Origin of the sequence: Thermanaerothrix daxensis (assembly GCF_001306145.1) — a bacterium.
In the GTDB taxonomy this organism is placed as follows: Bacteria; Chloroflexota; Anaerolineae; order Anaerolineales; family Anaerolineaceae; genus Thermanaerothrix; species Thermanaerothrix daxensis.
On sequence record NZ_LGKO01000005.1, the window covers coordinates 478,596 to 503,063 of the forward strand.

Genomic DNA, 24,468 nt, shown 5'->3' on the forward strand with positions numbered 1-24,468 from the left:
GTTTGGGGGTGGAGGTGGGGGTTAGATAATCTCGAGTTCTTTGAGCTTGCTCTCGGGCACCACGCCGTTGACCCAGCCGCGCTCGTGATAGTATTCTTCGAGCATCTTGTCCAGTTCGCAGACATGGCCGAACGAGCCCTGCTCCTGAGAAGGCTCCTCCAGGAAGCGCTTGGGTAAAGTATCGCTCCCCTCCCGGAAGCCGCACAGGTTGTTGTAGTAGCGCTCCAGGTTGTAGATGCGCTCACCCGTCTTCAGTACATCCTCAGCGGTGAAGGGCACGCCCACTACAGCCGAGAACTGTGCTGCATAATCTTCTGCAGCCTCAGCAAAGGCGCTGAATTTGCACAGATCCAGGCTATCTGAGAAGGCGTGCAGGTCCTGCAGTAATTTGAGCAACTTGCCTTTGCCCTCCCAGGCCAGCGGGTCGGTCTTCAGCGGGATCAGGCCGAGTTCGGAGGCCGGGCTATAGCCGCGCAGGTGACAGGCACCGCGGTTGCTGGTGGCATAACCCAGGCCCATCCCTTTTAGACCGCGTGGGTCGTAGGCCGGGATGCCCATTCCCTTAACTGTCATTGCGATCTCGGGGTGGCCGAATTGCTTGGCCGCTTTTTCGGTACCCTCGGCGAGGATGTCGCCCACGCCTTCGCGGTAGGCAATCTTGCGCATTACCTCGATCATGCCGAACACATCGCCCCACTTCAGGCCGCCTGTGCCGTTGACATAGCCGCGCTCGGTGGCTTCCATGTACATGGCCAGCACGTCGCCGATTTCAATGGCGTCAAAGCCGTAATCATTGGAGAGGTCAATCATCTTGGCGATGGCGGCCGCATCATCGTTTTCGCACATGGCACCCAGCGACCAGGCGGGTTCGTACTCCACCGACTCCATGCGCAAGCCGGCAAAGGGGCCTTCTTTGATTTCCACTTCTTTCTTGCAGGCGACCGGGCAGGCATGGCAGGTGGGGTCATCTACCAGGATGTGTTCCTTGACCCACTCGCCGCTGATCTTCTCAGATCGGGGCGCAAAGGAAGCGCGCTGCGCATTGCGAGTGGGCAATGCCCCCATGGTACTGGTGATGTTCATCAAAACGTTGGTGCCGTAGACCGAGAGGCCACCCTTGCGCGGGCTGGTCACGTTGGCCGGATCCATGATCTTGGCCAGCGCTTGCTGGTGGGCAGTCTTCCATAGTTCGCGATTTACGGCCTTAGGCATCTTCTTCTCGGCTTTGATGACAATGGCTTTGAGCAATTTGCTCCCGCCTACGCAGCCGGTACCACCGCGACCACTGGCACGATCGTCTTCGTTGACCCAGCAGGCAAATTTGACCAGACGTTCTCCGGCTGGGCCGATGGCGAGCACACTCAGATCTTTCTCGCCGTACTTTTCCTGCAGAGCCTTGATGGTCTCGTGGACCGTCTTGCCCCAGAGTTCTGAAGCGTCGTGAATCTCAACGTTGCCGTTCTCTACATAGAGGTAAACGGGTTTGGCGGCTTTTCCTTTGACAATGATCCCATCCAGCCCAGCCCACTTGAGCCGTGCGCCTGACCAACCGCCGTGGTGGCTGTCCATGATAGTGCCTGTCAATGGCGACTTCGTGCAGATCGCCATGCGGCCGCTCATGGTCACTTCGGTGCCGGTGAGTGGGCCGGTCATAAAGCACAAAATGTTCTCAGGCGAGAGCGGGTCAACCTGATACCCGTTTTCAAAAACATATTTGTCGCCCAGGCCTCGCCCGCCAATGTATTTCAGCGCCCAATCCTCGCGGATGGGTTCGTAGGTTACTGTTCCTGTGCTCAAATCCACATGGGCAATACGATTCGCATAACCTCCGAGTGCCATACTCCCCTCCTTGTTGGCATAACTTCATTTGTTTGTTGAAAATCAGGGCTCGCGGAGAAAGACCTTTTCCTCACCTCCTTTCCTGACCCGGCCGAGATGAGGCAGTGATGAAAAAGGTATTCCATTGGCTGGCTTTAATGGCGATGATGGGGATAGCAGAGTTGAGAGCAGAATGTACAATAAGCGGCAACCAGCCTTGCCACTATGTTAAGTCTAGCCAATTACTGGTTTGAATTCAAGTGACATTTGTCAATTTTTGTCCCCTTATCGGAGGGTTGGGCTCTCATGAGTGGCTGTAGCTCGGCTAATGGTAAAATCAAGGGCACAGTAGGACAACACTTGACCCCATCCAACAGGAGCACGATGAGTTCTTCTTCCCCTCCTCAATCTTCATGGCGTCACTATATTACATTGGTAATCCAGGGTTTTCTCATTGGAAGTGTAGATGCTGTACCCGGCGTCTCCGGCGGGACAATGGCCTTGCTTCTTGGTTTATATGAGGATCTGATCCGGGCCATTCGCACTCTGGCCGATGTGAAAGTATTTCAACAGCTTCTCAAGCCCCGTGAATGGAGATGGCTGGTCACCCATCTTCCCTGGCGCTTTTTGCTGGCTGTGGCATTGGGAATTTTGGGTGGGGCATTCACCCTGGCGCACGGACTGCAGCGGGCCCTATTCCATCATCCGCGGGCTGTGTGGGCGCTCTTTTTTGGATTTGTTCTGGCCTCAACATGGATCGTGAGCCGCCGCATTCGCCGTTGGAAGCCCTTTTATGGCGGCTTGTTTTTGCTGGGAACGGGCATCTCATTTTCACTGGCCGGGGCCATGGCCCTCTCAACCCCTCAAGCGTTGTGGGCGTTCTTTCTGAGCGGCTTTGCGGCTATTTGTGCCATGGTCCTGCCTGGCATTTCAGGCGCCCTGGTGCTGGTTCTTCTGGGCAAGTATCAAGATGTGCTTGCGGCGGTGACCGGCTTTCAGATAGGGGCTTTGCTGGCCTTCGGGTTAGGAGCCATTCTGGGCTTGGGCTTGATGGCGCGCCTGCTGACGCGTTTGTTGCAACGCCATTACGATCCAACACTGGCTTTTTTGTGTGGCTTGATGGCCGGATCACTGCGGCGTTTATGGCCATGGAAGGCCTGGGGGGAGGGCAGTGAAGGTGCTTCTTCATTTGTGGAGTCAATTGCCAATGTCTGGCCAGCCTTTGGAGAGATCGAGACATGGGGACTGCTTGGCTTAATTGGGGTGGGGTTTGGTCTGGTTGGTTTGTTGGAACAGGTGGCTCGTAGGAAAGCCGTTCGGATGAAATCCCAGGCGTCCGAATCCCCTTCAGTTATGTTAGGAGGAGAATAAAATGAGGCCTTCTGATTTCTACTCGCGTTTTCCACTGGCGCATACGTTCTCCATTGTTGCTCGCGATCCTCAAAGTGGGTGGATGGGGGTGGCAGTTCAATCGCACTGGTTTTCAGTGGGTTCGATTGTGGCTTGGGGTGAGGCTGGGGTGGGCGTGGTTGCGACCCAGTCAATGGTGGAAGTCAGTTATGGACCCCGTGGTCTGGCGCTGATGCGAGTGGGTCTCTCTGCGCCCGTAGCGCTGGAAGCACTTCTCCAAATGGATGAGGGACGTGATGTGCGTCAGGTGGCCATGCTGGATGCGCAAGGGCGGGTGGCCGTACATACCGGTGTGCGGTGCATTGAGGCAGCGGGACACTATCAGGGAGACGGATTCTCAGTACAGGCAAATATGATGAAAGGGGCTGAGGTGTGGCCAGCCATGGCCGAAGCCTACACCTCCACCCACGGCGATCTGGCCGACCGGCTTCTGGCAGCGCTGGAGGCAGCTCAGGCGGCCGGGGGAGATATCCGAGGACAGCAGTCTGCCTGTATCTTGATTGTCAAAGGCGAGCGTTCAGAACGCCCCTGGGAGGGGGTAATCGTGGACTTGCGGGTGGAGGATCATCCCCAACCCATTGCTGAATTGCGACGTCTGGTGACCCTGCATCGCGCTTACCAAGAGATGAATGCCGGAGATGCTCACCTGGCCGAAGGGCGGGTGGAAGCCGCCTTAGAAGCCTATCGCCGGGCTGCCGAAATGGCCCCTCACTTGGATGAACTTCCTTTCTGGCATGCGGTTACCCTGGCTGAAATGGGCCGTCTGGAAGAAGCGCTTCCAATCTTCAAACAGGTATTTGCCCGCAATCCGGATTGGGCGGATCTGCTCACTCGGCTACCCGCCGCGGGTCTATTGCGCCAGGATGAGACCATGTTACAGGCCATTCTGGCACAACGGACTGGCTAGAAATGTGGGCTCTGGCATGTTTGTTGCACGAGGGCTAGAGAAAATTGTGGATTGACGTGAGGCGCGTGTGGTGGATTTGGTCGTAATCCCTGGCTCGCAAGCAGAGAACGGAATGCAGGTGGTGCATCACTTGGTAAAGCCACCCCGGCGCGTGGAGCGAGGGCGAGAGCGCGAGCAGATATGGCTGGCCCTGTGGGCGAGCAAAGGGAGGCAAGCAGAGGAAGCCTTGCTGAAAACCTGGTTGGATCAGGCAGGAGCCCGCTATTACCAAACCCGTGGTTCGGTGAGTCTGGCTCTGCGCCAGGCATTTGAATATCTTAACCAGCAGGCGCTTGCCCATAACCAGGCCCATGGGCTTTCCACCCCATTTTTAGTGGTGGCGGCGGTTTTGCGTGGGGAACAAATCTATCTGGCTTTTTGTGGCCCGCTTCATGCCTGGCTGTTTTCAGGGAGGGATGCTACCGATCTTTTCTCTCCTGAACTGGCGGGTCGGGGGTTAGGGATTGGCCGTGCCTGGACCATGCGCTTTTATCATTGGGCCGCCCAACCACATTCGCGTGGTTTATTCAGCCTGAGTGCCACATTCCCCTCCGCTCTGGCTGAAACAGGGCACGAGGGTTGGAAAGAGGCTCAAGGAATCTGGATTGAGGTGGTGGCCGGGGATGGGCAAATCCGTTATGCGGAAAAGGCCTCAGCCCCTCCGGAGGTAACTTCTGAAGTAGCCCAGCCTGCCGGGTTGGGGAAGGCGACTCAAACAGCCCAGGGGCGCCCCCCTTCTGTGCGCACTGGCGAGGCGCGGGTGTTGGGAGGAGATCACCTCTCTGCTACGGCCACTCGGATGAGACCCCCTTTGCCTGAAGAGACGCCGAGCGCATCGCCGGCTGTTGCGCAAACGGCCCGGGCGGGGGGTTCTTCAGCCCCAAGCCGTGCCGAGCCAACTGCACCGCGCAAGCAGAGGCAACCCTCTGTTCCCTTTGCCGGTGTGGGCCGTGCTCTGGCTGGCGGGGTGTGGGGGATTGGGCAAGGGCTTGAGAAACTTAATCAGCATCTGAGACGCTTTTTGGGTAAAGTACTACCGCGCTTTTTGCCTACTGATAGCGCGTTGATGCGGGTATCTCCGGGTACTTTGGTATTCCTGGCAATTGCAATCCCGCTAATGGTGGTGACGGTGGCCCTGGTCGTGTACTGGCGACAAGGGCGTTTGGAGCAACACCGGCTCTATCTCCAGCAAGCCCAGCAAGTGGTCAACCAGGCACTGGGCCAAAGTGATCCGGCGTTGAAGCGCGTCAATCTGGAGGCGGCCCTTACCTGGGTGGAAAAGGCCGATCAATATGGGCAAAGTGCCGACTCTAAAGCCTTGCGAATGAGCATCTACCAAAACCTGGATGCTCTGGATGGCATCCGGCGGTTGGTTTTCCAGCCCTTACTCCCCGGGGGAGTAGGGGGCAATGTGCAGGTTGGCAAGATGGTAGCCACCTCCAGCGAGGACCTCTACGTGTTAGATCGTGGGCAGGGGATCATCCTGCGCCTGGTGGCGACGCAAAGCGGTTACGCATTGGATACTCAGTTTGCCTGCCGGCCGGGGCAAATTGGGTCTCTGATTGTGGGGCCCTTTGTGGATTTGCTGGCCCTGCCGGCTTCCAATTTCCATAATGCCCAGGTGATGGCGATTGATGCTAACGGGAATCTGGTTTATTGTGGCTTTAAGGGGAATCAGCCAGTGCTGGATGCGGTAGCACTTCAACCGCCGGATCAGGGATGGGGAGGTGTGAAGAGCATTACTGTACGCCAGGGCAATCTGGTTGTTTTGGATGCAATGCAGAACGGTCTTTATGAGTATCGGGGTAGCCAATGGGATTTTGTGGATCAGCCTAAAGCCCTCTTTGGGGCGCAGGTTATTCCCCTTGCTAACGCAGTCGCCCTGGCCGCCTTTCAGGATGACATTTTCATCCTGTATGAAGATGGGCATGTCAGTCGCTGCAGTGGCCTGGGAAAGGTCGAGTGCCAGGATCCCTTCCCCTTCCGTCTTAGCCAGGATGGGCAGGTTCTGGAGGTAGCGCGGTTGAACGTTACTTTTACAGATTGGACATTGACCCCGCCTCCCGACCCGGCGCTTTATCTGCTGGACCCTTCCAGTCCCTCAGTCTACTATTTCAGCCTGATGCTTAGCCTCCAGCAGCAGTATCGCCCTTCTCTAGTGGAAGGGGAACGCCTGCCCGAGCGACCGGCTACAGCATTTACCATCACACCAGGGCGTAACCTGGTGCTGGCATTTGATAATCTGCTCTATCTGGCAACGCTGCCCTAGGGGTTAGCCACGCCCCCGCAGCCAGCCCAGCAGACGTTCGGGAGACCAGGTGTTTATGATTTGAGGTGGCTCTACCCAACCTCGCCGCGCGATCCCAATGCCGTACTCGATCAGATCCAGATCACCCGGCGTATGAGCATCGGTATTCAGCGCCAGGGGGATGCCCATTTCCGCGGCGCGACGAGCATATACATCATCCAGGTCTAAGCGGGCGGGGTTGGCGTTGATTTCCAAAGCAGTTCCATGTTTGAGGGCTTCCGCCAAAACGGTGTCCCAATCCAGATCTGCTCCTTCGCGATTGGGGAGGAGTCGTCCACTGGGGTGTCCAATGATGTCTACGTGGGGGTTACAGATGGCATTAAGGACACGGCGGGTGATCTCAGACCGTGATTGGCGCAGGCTGACGTGAAGGGAAGCGATGACAAGGTCCAGTTCCGCTAGCACCTCATCCGGGTAATCCAGTTGGCCATCAGCCCGAATTTCAACCTCAGCCCCCTGGAGGATCAGCAGTTTATCTCCCCAGCGCTGGCGCAAGGCCTCGATCTCTGCCCGTTGCTGATGTAGCCGTTCGGGGGTGAGCCCATTGGCAATGCCTAAACCGGCTGAATGATCAGTGATGGCAATGACACGCAGACCACGGGCGTAGGCGGCTGCGATCATCTCCTCAAGGGTTGCAGCGCCATCGCTCCAGGTGGAATGGGTATGCAACTCGCTTTGTAGGTGTTCCTTGCGCAGCAATTCGGGAAGTTGGCCTTTGAGGGCTGCTTCGATCTCTCCCCGATCCTCACGCAGTTCAGGTGGGATCCAGGGCAACCCCAGTGCCTGATAAAGACTTTCCTCATCGGCAAAGTGCTGTTCGTGCCCCGTCTCGTCGCTAAGCCCGTGCTCGGAGAGGGAAAGGTTTTGTTTTTGCGCCAGTCCCCGCAGGCGCACATTGTGTTCTTTGGAGCCGGTAGCGTATTGCCAGAGACTGCCAAATTTTTCGGGAGGCTGGCACCAGAGTTGCAGGCGGGTGCCGCTTTTGGTTTCGATGCTGGCTTTGTTTTCGCCCTGGGCTAGGACGCGGTACACGTCGGGATGATGAACGAAGGCGTCCATTAGCGCTTCAGGCTGATGGGAGGCGGCTACCAGATCCAAATCGCCCACCGTGGCACGCCAGCGGCGCAGGCTTCCAGCCAATTCAACGCGAATAACTCCCGGTTGTTGGCGCAGCCACTCCACCCAGCGCAGAGCCATTGGGCGGGCCATGCCCAGGGGCAAGCGATGCGAGCGGCGACGCAATGCCTCAATCCCTTCCAGGATGCGGGATTCGGATTTTTCACCCATTCCAGGCAGGGTGCGCAAACGCCCAGCACGCGCGGCTTCCTCCAGGGCTTCCAATGTGGTAATGCCGGCTTGTTTCCAGAAGAGGGCGGCTCGTTTGGGTCCCACATCTGGAATTTGTAGCAATTCGATCAGGCTAGGGGGAACCTCTGCTTCCAATCGTTTCAGAAAGCCCAGTTCTCCGGTATCCAGCAGTTCCTCTATCTTTTCGGCAATGGCTTTGCCGACGCCAGGGATTTCCTGCAAGCGGCCCTGCGCGCGCAACAGGCTGACCTCTTGCCCCAATGTGCGTAAAGTTTCGGCAACGCGGCGGTAGGCCAGCACGCGGTAGGCATTTTCTCCCTTGATTTCTAAGAGATCGGCAACACGTTCAAATACGGCAGCCAGTTCTTCGTTCGTCATTTGGGACATCGGCTTACGGCATCAGCACCAGGGGCACGGGTGTGAAGATCAGGACAAAGATGATCAGCATGATCGCACCCAACAAGCGTCGCTGTCCATCCAATTCAGTGATTTGATCTAGCGGCTCGGCGTAAACGCGCCCGAAGAAGAAAATCAGCAGGGCCCACAGCCACCAACCGCTCCAGATGAACCCCATTAGAATCAGCACAGCGAGGATGATTGGGAAGAGCGCTTGAGCTCGTTTGCGCCCGAAAAGCGTGTAAAGGATGTGTCCTCCATCAAGTTGACCCGCGGGGATGAGATTCAGGGCTGTGATCAACAAGCCTCCCCAGCCCGCCCATGCCACTGGATGCAACACCACATCCAGACCACCGTAGGGCAGGGGCTGCCCGGTCACGAGATAGCGCAGCCAGTAGAGCAGGGGCGGTAAGCCTTGATAGGAGACCGGTTCGGGCAACAATCGTCCAAACACTAGAAATTTGAGAAACAAGTAAAGGATGGAGTTACCCTCTAACTGAGCCTGGCCCAGGACACCCGGCTGGGGAAAGGCCGGCAACGGCTCCAACCGCGAAAGCGAGAGGCCGATTAAAAGAACCGGGATGGCTACCACCAATCCACTGAGGGGGCCGGCGATGCCAATATCCATTAAGATGCGCCGGTTGCGGGGCACTTCTTTCATGTTTATAAAAGCCCCCATGGTGCCAAACGGGCTGATTGGGAACGGAAGGGGGAGGAAGTAGGGTAGGGTAACGTGCACGCCGTGGTGACGGCCCATCAGATAGTGTCCGAACTCATGCGCCGCCAGGATGGCCATCATGCTGAGCGCAAAGGGCCATCCGGCGCGGAGCAGTTGCAGGATGACCTGAGGGGCAGAGCCGCTGAGTTCCCCTTCACTGCCCAGGATTCCGCCAGTAAACCATACACTGAGCAGGGTCAGAATGAACATGATCAGGTTTACAGCGGGGTTTGAAGGGCGGGCGGAAGGAAGCCCGCGGATGATGTAGATGACGTGACGCTCCTCTTCAGTGCGGAACAGTGGAGTCAGTCCCAGGGGTTTCAATTGTGTGCTAAGCGTATCGTAAGCAGTGGCGGAGTCCGGTGCTACCAAGCGTCCGCGGTAGCGCACGATATAGGGGGTGCGTTCACTCCCCAGGGTAACATCCTCGATGTGAAAGATGCGCCGCACATAGGTTTCGACAAGATCCTGACGCTGAAGGTCAAATGTGTAGTCCATAAGGGATTCCCCTTGTTCGAGTTGCACAGAAAAATCAGCCGTTCATTCACCTCTGCTTGAGGCGGGGATGAATGGGAGTCGAACCCACCACGGCTCGCCACGCGACCCGTCACCGGTTTTGAAGACCGGGGGGCTCACCGGAGCCCTCCCATCCCCACCTCTAAGGATAATTCAGCCCCTATAATTCGTCAACAATTTGCCAAAGTGCGGGAGCAATCACCGTGCGAGTCACCAAACCTGTCATGGTTGAAGGTTCACCCGCACAGGTCGAAATTTCTCTGATTGTGGTAGAAGATCTGCCTTATGCCGTATTTCTGCCTGCGGTGATGCGCTGGGCGGGTTGGCCGTTCACTCAGGGCTGTACGGGCATCTGGCGCATGAACTCTTCGAACATTTGGCTGAACTGAGGTGCCAGCAAGAAGCCGACTACTGAATTAACAATGGCAAGTACCAAACCCAGGCCGGAAAGGATTAACCCGGCGATGGCCATGCCCCGGCTGGTACTGTTCAACCCCAGAATGCCGGTGATGATGCCGGCGATTGCCAAGGGAGCCCCACAGATGGGCAGACACCAGGCTAGTAACGTGATCAGGCCAAGGACCAGGGAGGCAACGGCCAGACCAGGGCGATTGGGAGAAACAGATGGTGAAGGGGGCGGGGTTGAGGGAGCGGGTTCGTAACTCATGGTTTGGGGTCTCCTTTGAATGGGGCCAAAAAACGAAGGCTCCAGGTCGGTCTATAAGCCGCATTCTGTCCGTCCGGTGGGTATCTCTGGTCAGCCCAGAGACGGCACCGGCCGGGATGATCATCTATCTGGGCGAGCCGTTACCGACTCGCTCTAGCGGCCTACCCGGGGCTCCAGGGAGGCGAGCCACCTCCCGCCCGCTGACGCGGGCTTTGCCCCTGCTTGGCCTTGCTCCCGGTGGGGGTTACCTAGCCGCCTGTATTACTACAGGCGCTGGTGGTCTCTTACACCACCTTTTCACTATCACCACTCGCTCCCCCTCAGGGGTGGCGAGGGCTACCTGTTTCTGTGGCCCTATCCGGCGAGTTACCCCGCCCCGGGTATTACCCGGCACCGTGCTCTGTGGAGTGCGGACTTTCCTCAGTCTCGCGCCTGGCGAGACCGCGATCATCCGACCGGCCTGGAGCATTTCTTATGATAACGACTTTGAGGCTTGGCGTCAACTGGATCGCAGGACCGCTTCTTGAGGTCTATACAATGGCTAAGAAGATTGCATGGAAGGTAACTTTTCAACGAAAAAGGGGTTAAACTTTGGAGAAAAATAATGCATATGCCAAGGAGGAGCCGTTTATGTCGAAAGTCGCCGTGGTCACCGACAGTACCGCTTACATTCCCAGATCACTGAGCCAGGGCCTGCCCATCTATGTGGTGCCTCTTCAGGTGGTCTGGGGCGAAGAGACTTACCGCGACGGCATAGATATTCAGCCTCTGGAATTCTACACACGCCTCAAGACCGCCAAAGTGATGCCCAGCACCTCACAGCCCTCACCGGAAGCCTTTCGGCAGGTGTACGCCACCTTGCTGGAAGAGGACTATGATATCGTGAGCATTCACATCTCGGCGAAACTCTCCGGTACGCTGGATTCAGCCATTCAGGCGCGTGAGATGCTCAAGAGCGAACGCATCGCGCTGATAGACTCGAAGGTAACCGCCATGGCCCTGGGATATCATGTGCTCAGTGTTGCCCGGGCGGCGGCTCAGGGGGCGTCTTTCGAAGCGTGTAAAGACCTTGCTGAACGTGCGGTAAATCACACTGGCGCGGTTTTTGTTGTCAGTACTTTGGAGTTTTTGCACCGCGGTGGGCGCATCGGCGGAGCGGCGGCGTTTTTAGGGACGGCCCTCAACCTCAAGCCTCTGCTAGAACTTCGCGATGGTCGGGTGGAGGCGGTAGAGCGCATTCGAACCATGCGCAAGGCATTGGAGCGATTGTTAGAGCTTCTGGATGAGCGTGTTGGGCAACGTTCTCCCCTGCGCCTGGCCTGCCTGCACGCCAATGCTCCTGAGGAGGCTGAGGCTCTGATGGAGCGGGTGCGTCAGCGTTACCCCCAGGAGCGGTTGGTTGAATTGGTGATGGCAGAGGTCAGCCCGGTGATCGGTACGCATACCGGGCCGGGCACCGTTGGCATTGCCTACATGGCCGGCATGTGAGTGCCTCGACCTGAACCAACGTGCTACCAGTGGTCCGGTGGGTGGCAAAGGGCTGCTTGATCACCCCATATTTATGGGATGGACCCGGTCTTTGGCCTCTGGGGTGGACAAAGTCTGATAGAATCACACTGCTGACTCTCTCAATCATTCCACCACTCGAGGTCTGCGATGCGAAACTATCCTCACATTGGCGTTCAGATTGCAGATATCTTGCTGCCGAAGCCCGGCATTGATCTTCAAAAATGGGCTGTGATTGCCTGCGATCAATTTACCTCCCAGCCAGAATACTGGGAAAAGGTGGCTGCTCTGGTGGGTGAGGCACCCTCAACGTTTCACATGATCCTGCCCGAGGTGTATTTGGGCACCCCCGAGGAGACACGGCGCATCCAAAGTGCACAGGAAGCCATGCGCCGCTATCTGGAAGCCAACCTGTTTGAGACCTATAGTGGTCTAATCTATGTAGAGCGCACGGTGGGGGGAAAAACACGCCGGGGCTTAGTCCTGGCCCTTGATTTGGAAAAATACGAATTTACCCCCGGCGCTCAGTCTCTGATCCGGGCAACCGAGGGTACCATTCTTGAGCGCATTCCACCGCGCATGCGTATCCGCAGGGGGGCGCCACTGGAACTTCCTCACATCCTGGTGTTGATTGATGACCCAGAGCGGACAGTGATAGAGCCGGTGGCTGAGCAGTCTGAGCGCCTGCCCTTGCTCTACGATTTTGACCTGATGCTCGGGAGCGGCCATTTGCGCGGGCGCTGGGTGGATGATCCGGCATTAGAGCAGCAGGTGGTGCAGGCGCTGGAACGCCTGGCTTCACCCGAAGTGTTTTACACCAAATATGGGGTCGAGCGTGATAAGGGAGTTCTGCTCTTTGCGGTCGGAGATGGTAATCACTCCCTGGCAACTGCCAAGTCGGTTTGGGAGGAACTCAAAGCTCAGGTTGGTCCAGACCATCCGGCTCGGTACGCACTGGTGGAAATCGAAAATCTTTACGACGAAGGGCTGGAGTTTGAACCCATTCACCGTGTGGTCTTCAATGTGCAGTCGGACTTGGTGGCAGACCTAAAAGCCTGGTTTGGAGAGCGTCTCACACTCCAACACTATGCCGATGAAGATGAAATGGTAGAGCAGGTCCACCGCCTGCCCGTTCAAGGGGAGCATCGTTTCGGTATTATCTCCGCGCAAGGCAACTGGCTGGCAAGCATCCAGCGTCCCGATTCAAATCTGCCTGTGGGTAGTGTTCAGGCCTTTCTGGATGCCTGGCTCAAAGAGCACAAGGAGGCCAAAATTGACTACATCCACGGGCGCGAAGTGGTCAGCCGCTTGGGACGCCAGCCGGGGAATTACGGCTTTTATCTGCCCGCCATGCCCAAGACCGAGTTATTCAGGACCGTTATCCTGGATGGCGTGCTCCCCCGCAAGACTTTCTCGATGGGGGAGGCGATTGAGAAACGTTTCTACATGGAAGCGCGGCGCATCGCCTGAGTGCACGGGCCTCAGGAGGTGTACTGGTAGAGTTCAACCAGCACCCCGCCTGTGCTTTTAGGGTGGATGAAGGCCATTTTGCGTCCAGGAAGTTCAAGAGGGGATTCGTTGATCAAACGGATCCCCTTTTCTTTGAGGGTGGCCAGCATCTCCTCAATGTTGTCCACTTCGAAACAGAGGTGGTGCATACCCCCTCCGCGCTCAGCAATGAAGCGCGCTACGCCGGTCTCGCTGCTGGTAGGTTTGACCAGTTCAACTTCGCTATCACCGACCGGGATGAAAACCACAGTGGCCTGCTGGCTGGGCACATCCTCAATGTGATCAATCTGCAGTCCCAGTGCATCCCGCCAGAAGGAAAGCGCAGTTTCAATGTCCGGCACAGCAATGGCAATGTGATTGATCTTTGTGATTTTCGCCATGTCCTCACCTCATGAAAACAACCTAGATCCAGTTTGGGGGTTGATATTCGCCCCACACCTGACGCAGGACCCGGCAGATTTCGCCCAGGGTGATGTCATTTTCAACGCACTCGATGAAAAGTGGCATCAGATTTTCGCTACCACGGGCGGCCTGCTCCAGGCGTGTCAGCAATTCACTCACCCTGGCCGGATCACGTTGGGCGCGCAGTTCAGCCAGCCGTGCGCGTTGAGTGGCTTCGATGGCGGGGTCAACTGTCAACCGCTCTAAATCCAGTTGTTCCTCGATTTGAAAGGCATTGACCCCCACAATGATCTGCTCCTTGCGTTCCACGGCTTGTTGATAACGGTAGGCCGATTCCTGAATTTCTTGCTGCATATAACCGTTTTCAATGGCTGCCAAGGCACCCCCCATGGCGTCAATTTTCTGGATGTAGGTCATAGCCCGCTGGCTGATTTCGTCCGTCAGGTATTCAATGACATAAGAGCCGGCCAGGGGGTCCACCGTATCTGCCACCCCGGATTCATAACCGATGATCTGCTGGGTACGCAGCGCAATATGCACTGATTTCTCAGTCGGCAACCAGAGCGCTTCATCCATTGAGTTCGTGTGCAGAGATTGTGTGCCACCCAGAACAGCGGCCAGAGCCTGGATGGTGACCCGGACGATGTTGTTCTCGGGTTGTTGGGCGGTGAGCGTGGATCCCCCGGTTTGGGTGTGGAAGCGAAGCATCCAGGACTTGGGGTCTTGGGCGTTAAAGCGTTCGCGCATAATCTGCGCCCACAGGCGCCGGGCAGCCCGGAATTTGGCCACCTCTTCCAGGAAATGGTTGTGAGCGGCGAAGAAGAAGGATAATTGAGCCGCAAACTCATCCACCTGTAGACCGGAATCAATGGCGGCCTGCACGTAGGCAATGGCGTTGGCCAGGGTGAAGGCAACTTCCTGCACCGCATTAGCTCCGGCTTCGCGGATGTGGTACCCGGAGATGCTGATGGTATTCCAGCGTGGCACGTATTGGGCGCAGTACTTGAACACATCGGTGATTAAGCGCATAGAGGGCCCGGGGGGGAAGATGTAGGTGCCGCGTGCCACATATTCTTTGAGGATGTCGTTCTGAATCGTGCCACGCAACCATTTGGGGTCCACTCCCTGACGTTTGGCAACCGCGATGTACATGGCCAGCAAGATGGCGGCAGGTGCATTGATGGTCATGCTGGTGGAGACTTTATCCAGGGGGATTTCCTTGAACAGTATCTCCATATCTCGCAGGGAAGAGACCGATACCCCCACTTTGCCCACTTCGCCGGTGGCCATGGGGTCGTCGGCATCGTAGCCAATTTGGGTGGGCAAGTCGAAAGCAACTGAGAGCCCGGTTTGACCCTGGGAAAGCAAGTAGCGATAGCGCTGGTTGGATTCTTCGGCGGTGGCGTAGCCGGCGTACTGGCGCATGGTCCACAATCGCCCGCGGTACATGGTGGGCTGAACCCCGCGGGTGAAGGGATACTCACCCGGAAACCCCAACTTTTGCATGTAATCAAAGTGTTTTGGCGGAAGGGCAACACGAGGCAGTGGAATTTGGGATGAGGTCAAGAATTCCGGTTTGCGCTCGGGATATTTCTCAATCAAGGGTCGTAACGTCTGGGCTTCCCAACGTTGTTTTTCTTTTTCAAGATCCGTCATAGGATCATCTCCCGATTGACCTGAAGGTTGCGGCAATGCTAGTATACCGTATCCCTCATCTCGGAAAAGATAACAATTTCATGGTAAACTTTGGACAAACTTCCTAAGAGCATAGTCGCCATGACTCCGTTCTTGCAATTTATCCTTGTGGCCGCCATTATTTTGTTTGCCGCAAAAGTCGGGGGTTACTTAAGCACGCGCCTAGGACAGCCTTCGGTACTGGGTGAGTTGCTGGTGGGGTTGTTGCTAGGTCCCTCATTGATTGATTTGATTCATTTGCACATTTTCACGGATGTGCATTTAGGGGAATTTGTTTATGAAATTGGCGAATTGGGTGTCCTGATCCTGATGTTTCTGGCTGGATTAGAGCTGCACATTCGCGACTTTGTCCGCAATACACGGGTTTCTCTCCTGAGCGGATCGTTGGGGGTCATTGTTCCATTGGGGCTGGGCACCTTAGTGGGCGTGCTCTCCCACCTGCCTCTCAACAGCGCTATCTTCCTGGGGCTGACCCTTGGGGCAACGAGTGTGAGCATCTCGGCACAGACCCTGATGGAATTGAATGTTCTGCGTACCCGGGTGGGGCTAGGCCTGTTGGGGGCAGCGGTATTCGATGATATTCTAGTGATCTTATTCCTCTCGATTTTTCTGGCCCTGGGTGATGGGGGCCTGACCACGGCGGCCATTTTGCCGGTGGTACTGCGCATGGCCCTATTTCTGGTGCTTTCCATTGGATTTGGGGTGTGGGTACTGCCCTGGCTTAGCCGTCGGGTGGCGGTGTTGCCGGTCAGCCAGGCAGCACTCAGTTTTGCAATTGTGATCATGCTGGTATACGGCCTGGCAGCCGAGATAATAGGTGGGATGGCTGCCATTACGGGAACTTTTCTGGCCGGTCTGATGTTTGCCCGTACTCCTGAAAAGCGGCAAATTGAAAATGGACTGCGTGCTCTGGGTTATGGCTTCTTCATCCCACTATTCTTTGTCAATGTGGGCCTTGCTGTGGATTTGCATTTGATCCGCGTGGAGACCCTCTGGATCATGCTAGGGGTGATCTTAGTGGCTATTGTGGGTAAAATTCTGGGAGCGGGGTTGGGGGCGCGCATTTCGGGGTATTCCTGGCTGGAGTCGCTTCAACTGGGGATTGGGATGGTCTCGCGTGGAGAAGTGGGATTGATTGTGGCAACCGTCGGTTTAGATAATGGCTGGCTCTCGCCGGAAGTCTTTCCAGCCATCGTGGCCATGGTATTGGTTACCACCCTGATAACACCGCCGCTGCTACGCGCTACGTTTGTTCAGAAGAAAGAGGCGGGTGAGGTCACTGAAGCTACGGCAGAGTCTTCTGAAGAATCGGTAATAACTCTAGAGTCCAAAACTTGAAGAGGTGGTAATCGCTCATGTTTCTCGTTTTGTTCGTTCTCAACGACCCCGAAAATCTAGATCGTCTGCTGGATGCGTGGGAGAAGGTGGGTGTGGGTGGAGTTACCATCCTGCTCAGCAAAGGGTTGGTGCGCTTTAAGGAGAGCGGTGGGGCGTGGCGGGAGGATTTCCCCCTTTTTCCTTCGCTTGAAAACTTCAAAGAGCACATTGAGAATACCAACCGTACGTTGTTCTCCATTGTAGAGGATGAAGCCACCGTTGAGCGTTTGTTGAAAGCCACAGAGCAGGTGGTAGGGAGTCTCTCTCAGCCTAATACCGGGATTATGGCGGTGATTCCCTTGGCGCGCGTGTATGGTCTAAAATATCCGCGCCGCTCGTAATCAGATTGCTGGGTGAAACGAGAACCCGACCAGCATTCTAGAGAATGAGCATTGCATCACCAAATGAATAGAAGCGGTAATTGAGGCGGATGGCTTCGCGGTAGACCTCAAGAATCCGCTCACGTCCAGCAAATGCGCTGACCAGCATCAGCAAGGTAGAGCGGGGCAGGTGAAAGTTGGTCACCAGCGCATCCACTACGCGAAACTCGAAGCCGGGGAGAATGAAAAGATCGGTTGGGCCCGCAAAAGGGGCAACCCAATCTCCAGGAGCGCCGTGGCGAGCCGCAGTTTCAAGCGCACGCACACTGGTCGTGCCCACAGCCACCACACGCTTCCCCGCGCGTTTTGTCTCGTTGACCAGCCGTGCTGTCTCGGGGGGGAGTTCGCACCACTCGGTGTGGATGTGATGCTGGGTGGGGTCTTCCTCGGTTACTGGTGCAAAGGTATCCAACCCAATATGAAGAATCAGGCCGGCAAAACGGATTCCCTGTTGCTTGAGGTGTTCGATGAGTTCGGGAGTGAAGTGTAGACCGGCGGTAGGGGCAGCGGCTGAACCAGGTTGGCGAGCAAAGACCGTCTGATAGCGTTCGGGGTCGCGCAAGGGTTCGTGAATATACGGGGGGAGTGGCATAAGCCCGATGTGAGGTAAATAGGGTTCAATGGGTTCGCTAAAACGGATCAGACGTCGCGATCCGCCCAAATCGGCTACAACTTCTGCGGTAGGGCCGCCTTCGACTCGGAGACTTAAGAAGGGGCGGATGCGTTTTCCGCCTACCAGGGCCTCCCAGGCCTCTTCGTTCATCTTTTTAAGCAACAGCAGTTCGACCCTCCCCCCGGATGGCTTACGCGCCCAGATGCGGGCAGGAATCACCCGGGTTTCGTTCACCACCAGCAAGTCTCCGGGGGCAAGATAGCGCCCAATGTCCCAAAAACGGGCATGCTCGAGATCGGGCCGATCTCGCCACATGACCAGCAGGCGGGCGTTGTGGCGCGGTTCAACCGGGGTCTGAGCAATGCGCTCCGGGGGCAGGTCGTAGTCAAAGTCTGAGGTTTTGAGGGGCGATTTCGACATGGGTTAGGTAGTTGTTAGGCATGCATGGACCCGAGTGGTGGTATCAGGTGAACAGCCGTGGCTGCGAATTTTCTTTCGTATAAGGAATGCCGAGGTGGGCATAAGCCAGGGGAGTAGCAACCCGCCCCTGCGGGGTGCGGTCCAAGAAGCCCAGTTGAAGCAGGTAGGGTTCGACAACGTCCATGATGGTATCGGGTTCCTCGCCGATGGAAGCCGCAATTGTGTTCAACCCCACCGGTCCCCCATTGTATTTCTCAATCACGGTACGCAATACGCGCTGGTCCACATCATCCAGCCCCAGGGGATCCACATTAAGCAGATTTAGCGCCTCGCGTGCGATTTCAGCGGTAATTTGACCCGCCGCACGCACTTGCGCATAATCGCGCACCCGACGTAGCAGTCGCAGGGCCACGCGAGGTGTGCCACGAGAGCGGCGAGCAATTTCTTCAATTCCTGCGGGGTCCGCCTGAACGCCCAGTAACATGGCAGCACGCGTCAAAATCTGGCTGATGGCTTCGAGCTCATAGTAATCCAGGCGGTAGACCGCCCCAAAGCGTGCTCGCAGAGGTGCGCTCACCAGGGCCAGACGTGTGGTGGCACCGATCAGGGTGAAGCGAGGGAGCTTCAGGCGAATGGAACGTGCTGATGGCCCTTTGCCAATGACGATATCTAAAGCAAAGTCCTCCATGGCAGGATAGAGGACTTCCTCAACTGCTTTACCCAGGCGATGGATCTCGTCAATAAAAAGAATGTCACCGGCGCGGAGGTTGGTCAGAATTGCGGCCAGATCGCCAGCGCGTTCGATGGCTGGTCCCGCGGTTACTTTAATCTCCACCCCCATCTCGTTGGCCAGGACATGAGAAAGGGTGGTCTTGCCCAGGCCAGGGGGCCCATAAAACAAGACGTGCTCAAGCGGCTCGCCGCGCTGGCGGGCAGCGGCAATGAGGATGGCAAGATTCTCTTTTAGGGTGTCCTGGCCAATAATATCATCCAAACGCCGTGGACGCAGAGCCTGATCCAGGCGGTCATCCGGTCGGCTTTCGGGTTGCACCAGGCGTTGCTTGATCTCGTCCATGTCGGTTTGATTATAACCGCTTTCGGCGGGGCGTTTGAGATTATAATAAGCAAAATTTGAGGGAAGGAGCCGCACATGTCTCTCGTTCACGTCTCAAAGCACCCTCTGGTGGCTCATAAACTAACGAAGTTGCGCTCGGTGGAGACCGAGCCCAAGCGATTTCGCGAGTTGGTGCGCGAATTGAGCGCGCTACTGGCCTATGAGGCAACAGCGGATCTCTTGACCCGTCCGGTCACAGTGCAAACGCCCATGGGTGTGGCGCAGGGGGCAGAACTGGTGGATACGATTGGGCTGGTCCCAATCCTGCGTGCCGGGTTGGGGATGGTGGAAGGCGTTTGGGAACTCATGCCCACGGCAGAGGTCTGGCATTTGGGAATTTATCGGGACGAAAAGACGCTGAAACCCGTGCAGTACTATAACAAACTGCCCACCGAGCCGCGAGTGAGTGTGTGCCTGATTCTGGACCCCATGCTGGCCACAGGGGGGTCGGCGATTGCGGCAGTGGATATTCTTAAGCAGTGGGGGGTAAAACGGATCAAGTTTGTGGGGTTAATCGGCTCACCCGAGGGGATCCAGCGGCTGGAGACTCACCATCCCGATGTGGCCATTCATCTGGCAGCCATTGATGAACGCCTGAACAACCAGGGTTATATTGTGCCCGGCCTGGGTGATGCAGGAGATCGTCAATTCGGGACGGGGTAAAGCCAACCTGCTTAATCCCCGCTGAGTTTTCACGCCCATTGGGGGTGTGTTGGGGATTCACACGCGGAGGGCATGCCGGGCGCGAGCAATCACTCGGTTGAGCCCCCACAGCGGGAGGACCAAAACCAGATGTACCGCCAGGGCAATTCCCAGAACGAGACCTAGCGTCAAAAGTCCTCGGTTAAGAAGAGGCCACAGCGTAAGAGCCAGCCACTGCTCAGCGCCAGCCAAAATGGCGACCAGAACGACGATCCCCAGTACAGTCCCTACAGCCCACCAGGCACGGCGGTCAGCCGCAGAGGGAATCATGGTGCTGCTGATGGCAAAGGTAAGGTAAAACCACAACCAGAAATCTGGTTGTTGCGTCAGGGCAAGGGCTTGTTGAGGAAGTGCCTGCCACTCGGCCCGGAGGAAGAGTGGAATCAGGGTTTTAAAGCCGAGCACATTCAACCCAAGATGAGCGACCAGGAGCGTCCCGGCAAGGAAAGGAGCCGCTCCGATAAGGGCATCGCGCAGAAAATCCGTTGGGGTGGTACGTACATACCCCAATTCCAGTTGTCCATCCGGTAACAAGCGCGGCAGGAGCGAAACCCCCTGTACCGGCACGCGCAGTAGCCAGGCCACAAGTGCATGGCTGGTTTCATGCAAAAGTACTCCTGGAAAAAGCAGGATTGAGAACAGGGCCAGTGCCCAGCCCGGGCGCCCAGTTAGGAGGAAGAAAAACGCCTGCATCTCGTGATGAAGCCAACGCTGGATCACGAGCAGCAGGACCAATGAAGAGATAAAAGCGGCTATGCCTTCAAATGCCAAACCGTGCTTACCCGGCAGCGGCCTCAACAATTTTGACGAACTCGGCTGCTTTGAGGCTGGCTCCACCAACCAGGGCACCGTCAATGTGGGGCTGGGAGAAGAATTCAGCGGCATTTGCCGCGGTGACCGAGCCGCCATAGAGCACTCGCACTGCTTCGGCCACTGCAGGGCCGAACATTCTGGACAAGGTGGGACGAATGACTTCGGCCACCACGCGGTTGGCATCCTGGCCGCTGGCTGCGCGCCCGGTGCCAATGGCCCAAACTGGTTCGTAGGCAATGACCAGTGCGCTCGCTTGTTCAGGAGTCAGGTCTTTCAGCCCCTGCTCAATTTGGCGAGAGACGACCTCAGCGGTGCGGCCAGCCTCGTTTTCGGCCAGGGTTTCACCAATGCAAACAATCGGGGTCAGGGCGTTCGCAAGGGCGGCGCGCACTTTGCGGTTTACCGTTTCATCGGTTTCCCCAAAGTGGGTACGCCGTTCGGAATGGCCAAGGATCACGTACTGGCAGAACTCCTTAACCATTGCGGGGGAGATTTCACCCGTGAAAGCCCCGGCTGCTTCCCAATGCATGTTCTGAGCTCCCAACCCGATTTCGGTACCGCTCAGCATGGCGGCTATGGCCATCAAACTGGTGAAGGGAGGGCAGAGGACACGCTCCACTTCACTGACTGCCTGCAATCCCGGCAGCATCTCAGAGACCAGGGCACGGGCTTGCTCAACGGTCTTGTTCATTTTCCAATTGCCGGCAACTAGAGGTTTACGCATGGTGGCATCTCCTGAAGGGAATAGTAAGGTCATTTGGTTAAGGGAAGAGAAATGGTGATGCGTGGACGAAGGGGTTGAGGAGACCGGTTGAGGTTCTTCTAAGAAGGCTCCCTGGGAGGTCAGCAGGAAGGCGGTGAAACCCAGAAATACCCAGGGCAACAGAGGTGCCTGAGCATGACGAGCCAAAAGCAAAGCAGAGCACAGAAGGTAAAGGCTCATTGCCTTTTCACCCCATTCCAAATAATTATAGGGGTTTTTAGCCGACCGCGGCGAATGAGTGGCCGAGAATCCTTGATTCAAGGTCTTAGGCGTGCGATCAAATACCCCACCTTCGTGGAAAAGACCATCGAGGGCACCGACTGCACAGGTCAGGCTGATCCCGATTCCCAGCAAAGCCATTCCGGGCAGTAATTTGAGGCGCTGCTGCCAGGTGGAATGGGTCTCGGTCTGGGCTGTCAGGTATTCTACGGCAAGGCCGAGGCCGCCCAGCGCGCTCCAGAAGAAGAAATTGAAGTAAGAAGGGGACCACACTCCCAGAGGTAGGATGAGCGCAAATGCCAGCACTGCAAAGGGAAAAGGCACGTACATTGAAAGATGCAGCAGCCCCTCTAGGCGGATCCGCCAGGGTAATGGGGCGCGCCACAAACGTGTTGCGAGTTTGCGCAACGTTTGGACACTTCCTTTTGCCCAACGATATTGCTGTCGCCGCAGTGCGGTCAGAGTCTCGGGGACCTCGGCTTGGACCGTGACATCGGGGAGATAGACCCCCTTCCAGCCCAGCAGTTGGGCCCGGTAAGCAAGGTCCAGATCCTCGGTGAGGGTATCCCATTGCCAACCCCCGGAGGCCACAATACAAGTACGCCGCCAGATCCCTCCCGAGCCATCAAAACCGATGAAAAATCCGCCAGCAGCCCGACCGCCTTGTTCGACAATGGCGTGTCCGTCCATGGCCAGGGCAAGCAGGCGGGCAAGGAGGTTTGTGTGGGCGTTGTAGTGGACCCATCGCGTCTGGACAAAACCTATCTGGGGATCTTGAAAAACGGGGACAACGCGTTTGAGCCAGTTGCGGGGAGGGATGAAGTCGGCGTCGAAGATGGCAATTAGTTCGCCGGTGGCTGTTTCCAGGCCGGAGGCCAGATTGCCTGCTTTGTAGCCCTGGCGGTTGATGCGATGGCGGTAGACGATTTCAAATCCCTCGCGTCGATATCGTTCGACTAGCGTCTGTGCCAGTATCGAGGTCTCGTCGGTCGAATCATCCAGGACCTGAATTTCCAGGCGATCGCGGGGATAGTCCAGGCGGGTCACGGCGTGGAGGAGGCGGGTGATCAATTGGCCCTCGTTATAGATAGGAAGCTGAATGGTAACGCGAGGCCACGAGGGAGGGGGAATGAAGTCCGATGAGCGGGGGAGGCGGTGACGAAAGCGCAGATACGTGTAAGCGAGGAAGAGGCTATTCAGCCCAGGGAGAAGGACCATGAGCATGCATAGGGCATACAGGATTTTAAGGACAATCAAGAAAGTTTCCCAGGCAACTGCATTGGTCATGGCACATCCCTTGATGCGGGCTACAGGGCTTTGCAAGCGCTAATTCTACCACCATTGGGCTTGTAGTTATGTGGGTTTGAGCAGATAGAGAGGGTAAAAGAGGTCAGGGTTACTTGTCGAACCGGTTGGGTTGTGTTAAAATCATAAGCGCAATACGGTGGCTGTAGCTCAAAGGCAGAGCACCTGACTGTGGATCAGGTGGTTGTGGGTTCGACCCCCATCAGCCACCCCTGTTTTTAAGGGGAAAGACAAACGTCAGCACCGATCCTAAGCGTTCTGAAGTCACGATGATAGTGCCCATCAGTGTGCCTGCTCAGATTGAGCAGGAAATTCAGATGGCATTGCAAAGAGATGAGAGCGATGTCTCTTGCTTACCGTTATCCTATTAGAGCACTACGGTAAGTTTTAATCCGCGCCAGGGCGGAGGATGAACTCATGACCAGAAAAGAGACGCGCTGAAAGCCCTCTCAATTCTAAAAACTCTTTAGCCCTTTTGAGGGCTCTTAAGCCCCGTTTTATTTGTATTTGGTTAGGCGATTGTTTATAATGAGAATTGTTGATGGGGGACGATGGGTAGAGGGGTATAAGTTTAGTGTTATCTGCTTTCTCTGTAGGGGTGAGAGGTGCCAATGAACGTTAGTGAAGGGTTTGCTAAGGAATTTTTCATCGCTATGTTGGGCACTGAGCCTCAAGGGGTGACCTGGCTGCTGGATTGGCTGTTAGCCCAGGGCTTTCCAATCAAAGAGGTACTCGTTCTTCACACTCAGGGGGAAGTTGTTCAGCCCGGACTTGAAAAATTAGATGCTGAGTTTTTACGGAGTTATCCCCACCTTCATTATCGTCGCGAGGCGGTGGTCGGAGATGATGGCCCTCTCCGGGATATTGCTTCGGAGAAAGATGCTTGGGCTTTCTTAAAAGCCATCTACCGGGCGATTCGGCGGGCACAACAGGCCGGATACAGTATCCACTTAAGTCTGACGGGAGGGCGAAAAACCATGGCCGTATATGCTATGGTTGCAGCCCAGTTGCTTTTTGGCGAAAAAGATCGCGCCTGGCATATGATCTCAGAAATTCAGTGGTCGGGCACCGAAAAACGTATGCATGCTTTGCCTTCCGATCGCTTTCAGGTGGTTCCTGTACCGGTTCTACGCTGGAGCGATTCGGCCATTGCTCGGCTGCTTCTCTCGGAGGTAGACGACCCATGGGAAGCCATTCGCCGTCAACAGCGTTTTACTACCCAGGAGGCTTTACGTCGGCGCAGAGAGTTTTGGAATTACCGACTGACCCCTGCCCAGAGGCAGGTCGCCGAACTACTCGTCCGCGAAGGATTGGATAACGCGGCTATTGCTCGCCGATTGGGGAAAAGCGAGCATACCGTTGCCAATCAACTCACCCAAATTTACCGCGCCTTCGAAGAATGGCAGGGGGAACGCGGAATCGTAGGGATGGCCAATCGGGCTGCTTTCGTTGCCGAGTTTGCTCCTCTGTTTGAAAAAGAGCGTTGAGGATCAAATGGGAAGAAATTCCCATTCAAAACGGGAAGTGTCAGCGATGACAAATGTGAAAAACGACTTAACCTAT

At 56.3% G+C, this 24,468-nt stretch carries 19 protein-coding genes, 2 tRNA genes and 1 other RNA gene; 10 read left to right on the forward strand and 12 right to left on the reverse strand.

What is annotated here, in order from left to right; translation table 11 throughout:
- Positions 1 to 21: 21 nt before the first annotated feature.
- The gene (locus tag SE15_RS10870; RefSeq protein WP_054522135.1) at positions 22 to 1,839 is read right to left on the reverse strand and encodes an aldehyde ferredoxin oxidoreductase family protein; all 1,818 of its coding nucleotides are present in this window, start codon (positions 1,837 to 1,839) and stop codon (positions 22 to 24) included.
- 363 nt (positions 1,840 to 2,202) lie between these two features.
- Here SE15_RS10870 and SE15_RS10875 point away from each other — a divergent pair, with 363 nt between their 5' ends.
- The 3 genes from SE15_RS10875 to SE15_RS10885 all read left to right on the forward strand — a co-directional run bounded on the left by SE15_RS10875 (position 2,203) and on the right by SE15_RS10885 (position 6,443).
- Positions 2,203 to 3,189, forward strand: a complete 987-nt coding sequence (locus SE15_RS10875; RefSeq protein WP_054522136.1) for a DUF368 domain-containing protein — start codon at positions 2,203 to 2,205, stop codon at positions 3,187 to 3,189.
- Position 3,190: 1 nt separating this feature from the next.
- Positions 3,191 to 4,135 (forward strand): DUF1028 domain-containing protein, encoded by a 945-nt coding sequence (locus SE15_RS10880; protein ID WP_054522137.1) that lies wholly within the window; start codon positions 3,191 to 3,193, stop codon positions 4,133 to 4,135.
- Positions 4,136 to 4,202: 67 nt separating this feature from the next.
- Positions 4,203 to 6,443, forward strand: a complete 2,241-nt coding sequence (locus SE15_RS10885; RefSeq protein ID WP_054522138.1) for a hypothetical protein — start codon at positions 4,203 to 4,205, stop codon at positions 6,441 to 6,443.
- A 3-nt stretch (positions 6,444 to 6,446) separates the two neighbouring features.
- Here the strand turns inward: SE15_RS10885 and polX are convergent, their stop codons facing one another.
- The 5 genes from polX to rnpB form a co-directional block, all read right to left on the reverse strand.
- Positions 6,447 to 8,168 carry a DNA polymerase/3'-5' exonuclease PolX gene (polX, locus tag SE15_RS10890; RefSeq protein WP_054522139.1) on the reverse strand — a complete coding sequence of 574 codons (1,722 nt, stop codon included), beginning with the start codon at positions 8,166 to 8,168 and terminating at the stop codon, positions 6,447 to 6,449.
- A 13-nt stretch (positions 8,169 to 8,181) separates the two neighbouring features.
- Entirely contained in the window at positions 8,182 to 9,402 is a 1,221-nt protein-coding gene (locus SE15_RS10895; protein ID WP_054522140.1) for a site-2 protease family protein, read from the reverse strand.
- Between the two features lie 62 nt (positions 9,403 to 9,464).
- Positions 9,465 to 9,558, reverse strand: a tRNA-Sec gene (locus tag SE15_RS10900).
- Positions 9,559 to 9,754: 196 nt separating this feature from the next.
- Entirely contained in the window at positions 9,755 to 10,087 is a 333-nt protein-coding gene (locus tag SE15_RS14630) for a DUF4190 domain-containing protein (protein WP_201778096.1), read from the reverse strand.
- Between the two features lie 38 nt (positions 10,088 to 10,125).
- Positions 10,126 to 10,550, reverse strand: an RNA gene (gene rnpB, locus SE15_RS12670) — RNase P RNA component class A.
- 167 nt (positions 10,551 to 10,717) lie between these two features.
- Here rnpB and SE15_RS10910 point away from each other — a divergent pair.
- Together SE15_RS10910 and SE15_RS10915 are read left to right on the forward strand one after the other, a co-directional pair.
- On the forward strand, positions 10,718 to 11,575 hold the full coding sequence (locus tag SE15_RS10910) for a DegV family protein (RefSeq protein ID WP_054522141.1): 858 nt from the start codon (positions 10,718 to 10,720) through the stop codon (positions 11,573 to 11,575).
- 168 nt (positions 11,576 to 11,743) lie between these two features.
- The gene (locus SE15_RS10915) at positions 11,744 to 13,063 is read left to right on the forward strand and encodes a DUF1015 domain-containing protein (protein ID WP_054522142.1); all 1,320 of its coding nucleotides are present in this window, start codon (positions 11,744 to 11,746) and stop codon (positions 13,061 to 13,063) included.
- An 11-nt stretch (positions 13,064 to 13,074) separates the two neighbouring features.
- On the opposite strand, the gene mce is transcribed toward SE15_RS10915, so the two are convergent.
- Entirely contained in the window at positions 13,075 to 13,482 is a 408-nt protein-coding gene (gene mce / locus SE15_RS10920) for a methylmalonyl-CoA epimerase (protein ID WP_054522143.1), read from the reverse strand.
- A gap of 22 nt (positions 13,483 to 13,504) precedes the next feature.
- Positions 13,505 to 15,160: an acyl-CoA mutase large subunit family protein gene (locus tag SE15_RS10925; protein ID WP_054522144.1), complete on the reverse strand. Its 1,656-nt coding sequence runs from the start codon at positions 15,158 to 15,160 to the stop codon at positions 13,505 to 13,507.
- A 120-nt stretch (positions 15,161 to 15,280) separates the two neighbouring features.
- On the opposite strand from SE15_RS10925, the gene SE15_RS10930 reads away from it, so the two are divergent.
- Both SE15_RS10930 and SE15_RS10935 read left to right on the forward strand, forming a co-directional pair.
- Positions 15,281 to 16,537 (forward strand): cation:proton antiporter, encoded by a 1,257-nt coding sequence (locus tag SE15_RS10930; RefSeq protein ID WP_054522145.1) that lies wholly within the window; start codon positions 15,281 to 15,283, stop codon positions 16,535 to 16,537.
- A 17-nt stretch (positions 16,538 to 16,554) separates the two neighbouring features.
- A complete protein-coding gene (locus SE15_RS10935) occupies positions 16,555 to 16,917 on the forward strand; it encodes a hypothetical protein (RefSeq protein WP_054522146.1) in 363 nt (120 codons plus the stop codon).
- Between the two features lie 37 nt (positions 16,918 to 16,954).
- On the opposite strand, the gene queA is transcribed toward SE15_RS10935, so the two are convergent.
- Positions 16,955 to 17,989 carry a tRNA preQ1(34) S-adenosylmethionine ribosyltransferase-isomerase QueA gene (gene queA / locus SE15_RS10940; protein WP_054522147.1) on the reverse strand — a complete coding sequence of 345 codons (1,035 nt, stop codon included), beginning with the start codon at positions 17,987 to 17,989 and terminating at the stop codon, positions 16,955 to 16,957.
- A 43-nt stretch (positions 17,990 to 18,032) separates the two neighbouring features.
- Entirely contained in the window at positions 18,033 to 19,064 is a 1,032-nt protein-coding gene (gene ruvB / locus SE15_RS10945; RefSeq protein ID WP_054522489.1) for a Holliday junction branch migration DNA helicase RuvB, read from the reverse strand.
- A 75-nt stretch (positions 19,065 to 19,139) separates the two neighbouring features.
- Here ruvB and upp point away from each other — a divergent pair, with 75 nt between their 5' ends.
- Complete coding sequence (gene upp / locus SE15_RS10950) at positions 19,140 to 19,766, forward strand: uracil phosphoribosyltransferase (RefSeq protein ID WP_054522148.1); 627 nt, start codon at positions 19,140 to 19,142, stop codon at positions 19,764 to 19,766.
- 57 nt (positions 19,767 to 19,823) lie between these two features.
- Here the strand turns inward: upp and SE15_RS10955 are convergent, their stop codons facing one another.
- Together SE15_RS10955 and tpiA are read right to left on the reverse strand one after the other, a co-directional pair.
- Positions 19,824 to 20,606, reverse strand: a complete 783-nt coding sequence (locus SE15_RS10955; RefSeq protein ID WP_152965604.1) for a hypothetical protein — start codon at positions 20,604 to 20,606, stop codon at positions 19,824 to 19,826.
- Positions 20,584 to 22,887, reverse strand: a complete 2,304-nt coding sequence (tpiA, locus tag SE15_RS14965) for a triose-phosphate isomerase (protein WP_083461892.1) — start codon at positions 22,885 to 22,887, stop codon at positions 20,584 to 20,586. The genes SE15_RS10955 and tpiA overlap by 23 nt, the downstream gene beginning before the upstream one ends.
- 157 nt (positions 22,888 to 23,044) lie before the next feature.
- Between tpiA and SE15_RS10965 the strand changes: the two genes are divergently transcribed.
- Positions 23,045 to 23,116 (forward strand) — tRNA-His (locus SE15_RS10965).
- 400 nt (positions 23,117 to 23,516) lie between these two features.
- Positions 23,517 to 24,392: a CRISPR-associated ring nuclease gene (locus SE15_RS10970; RefSeq protein ID WP_054522150.1), complete on the forward strand. Its 876-nt coding sequence runs from the start codon at positions 23,517 to 23,519 to the stop codon at positions 24,390 to 24,392.
- Positions 24,393 to 24,468: the final 76 nt, after the last annotated feature.

Coding starts and splice junctions, on each gene's coding strand:
- SE15_RS10870 (WP_054522135.1), bottom strand. CDS start 1,839: ATGGCACTCGGAGGTTATGCGAATCGTATTGCCCATGTGGATTTGAGC.
- SE15_RS10875 (WP_054522136.1), top strand. CDS start 2,203: ATGAGTTCTTCTTCCCCTCCTCAATCTTCATGGCGTCACTATATTACA.
- SE15_RS10880 (WP_054522137.1), top strand. CDS start 3,191: ATGAGGCCTTCTGATTTCTACTCGCGTTTTCCACTGGCGCATACGTTC.
- polX (WP_054522139.1), bottom strand. CDS start 8,168: ATGACGAACGAAGAACTGGCTGCCGTATTTGAACGTGTTGCCGATCTC.
- SE15_RS10895 (WP_054522140.1), bottom strand. CDS start 9,402: ATGGACTACACATTTGACCTTCAGCGTCAGGATCTTGTCGAAACCTAT.
- SE15_RS14630 (WP_201778096.1), bottom strand. CDS start 10,087: ATGAGTTACGAACCCGCTCCCTCAACCCCGCCCCCTTCACCATCTGTT.
- SE15_RS10910 (WP_054522141.1), top strand. CDS start 10,718: ATGTCGAAAGTCGCCGTGGTCACCGACAGTACCGCTTACATTCCCAGA.
- SE15_RS10915 (WP_054522142.1), top strand. CDS start 11,744: ATGCGAAACTATCCTCACATTGGCGTTCAGATTGCAGATATCTTGCTG.
- mce (WP_054522143.1), bottom strand. CDS start 13,482: ATGGCGAAAATCACAAAGATCAATCACATTGCCATTGCTGTGCCGGAC.
- SE15_RS10925 (WP_054522144.1), bottom strand. CDS start 15,160: ATGACGGATCTTGAAAAAGAAAAACAACGTTGGGAAGCCCAGACGTTA.
- SE15_RS10930 (WP_054522145.1), top strand. CDS start 15,281: ATGACTCCGTTCTTGCAATTTATCCTTGTGGCCGCCATTATTTTGTTT.
- SE15_RS10935 (WP_054522146.1), top strand. CDS start 16,555: ATGTTTCTCGTTTTGTTCGTTCTCAACGACCCCGAAAATCTAGATCGT.
- queA (WP_054522147.1), bottom strand. CDS start 17,989: ATGTCGAAATCGCCCCTCAAAACCTCAGACTTTGACTACGACCTGCCC.
- ruvB (WP_054522489.1), bottom strand. CDS start 19,064: ATGGACGAGATCAAGCAACGCCTGGTGCAACCCGAAAGCCGACCGGAT.
- upp (WP_054522148.1), top strand. CDS start 19,140: ATGTCTCTCGTTCACGTCTCAAAGCACCCTCTGGTGGCTCATAAACTA.
- tpiA (WP_083461892.1), bottom strand. CDS start 22,887: ATGACCAATGCAGTTGCCTGGGAAACTTTCTTGATTGTCCTTAAAATC.
- SE15_RS10970 (WP_054522150.1), top strand. CDS start 23,517: ATGAACGTTAGTGAAGGGTTTGCTAAGGAATTTTTCATCGCTATGTTG.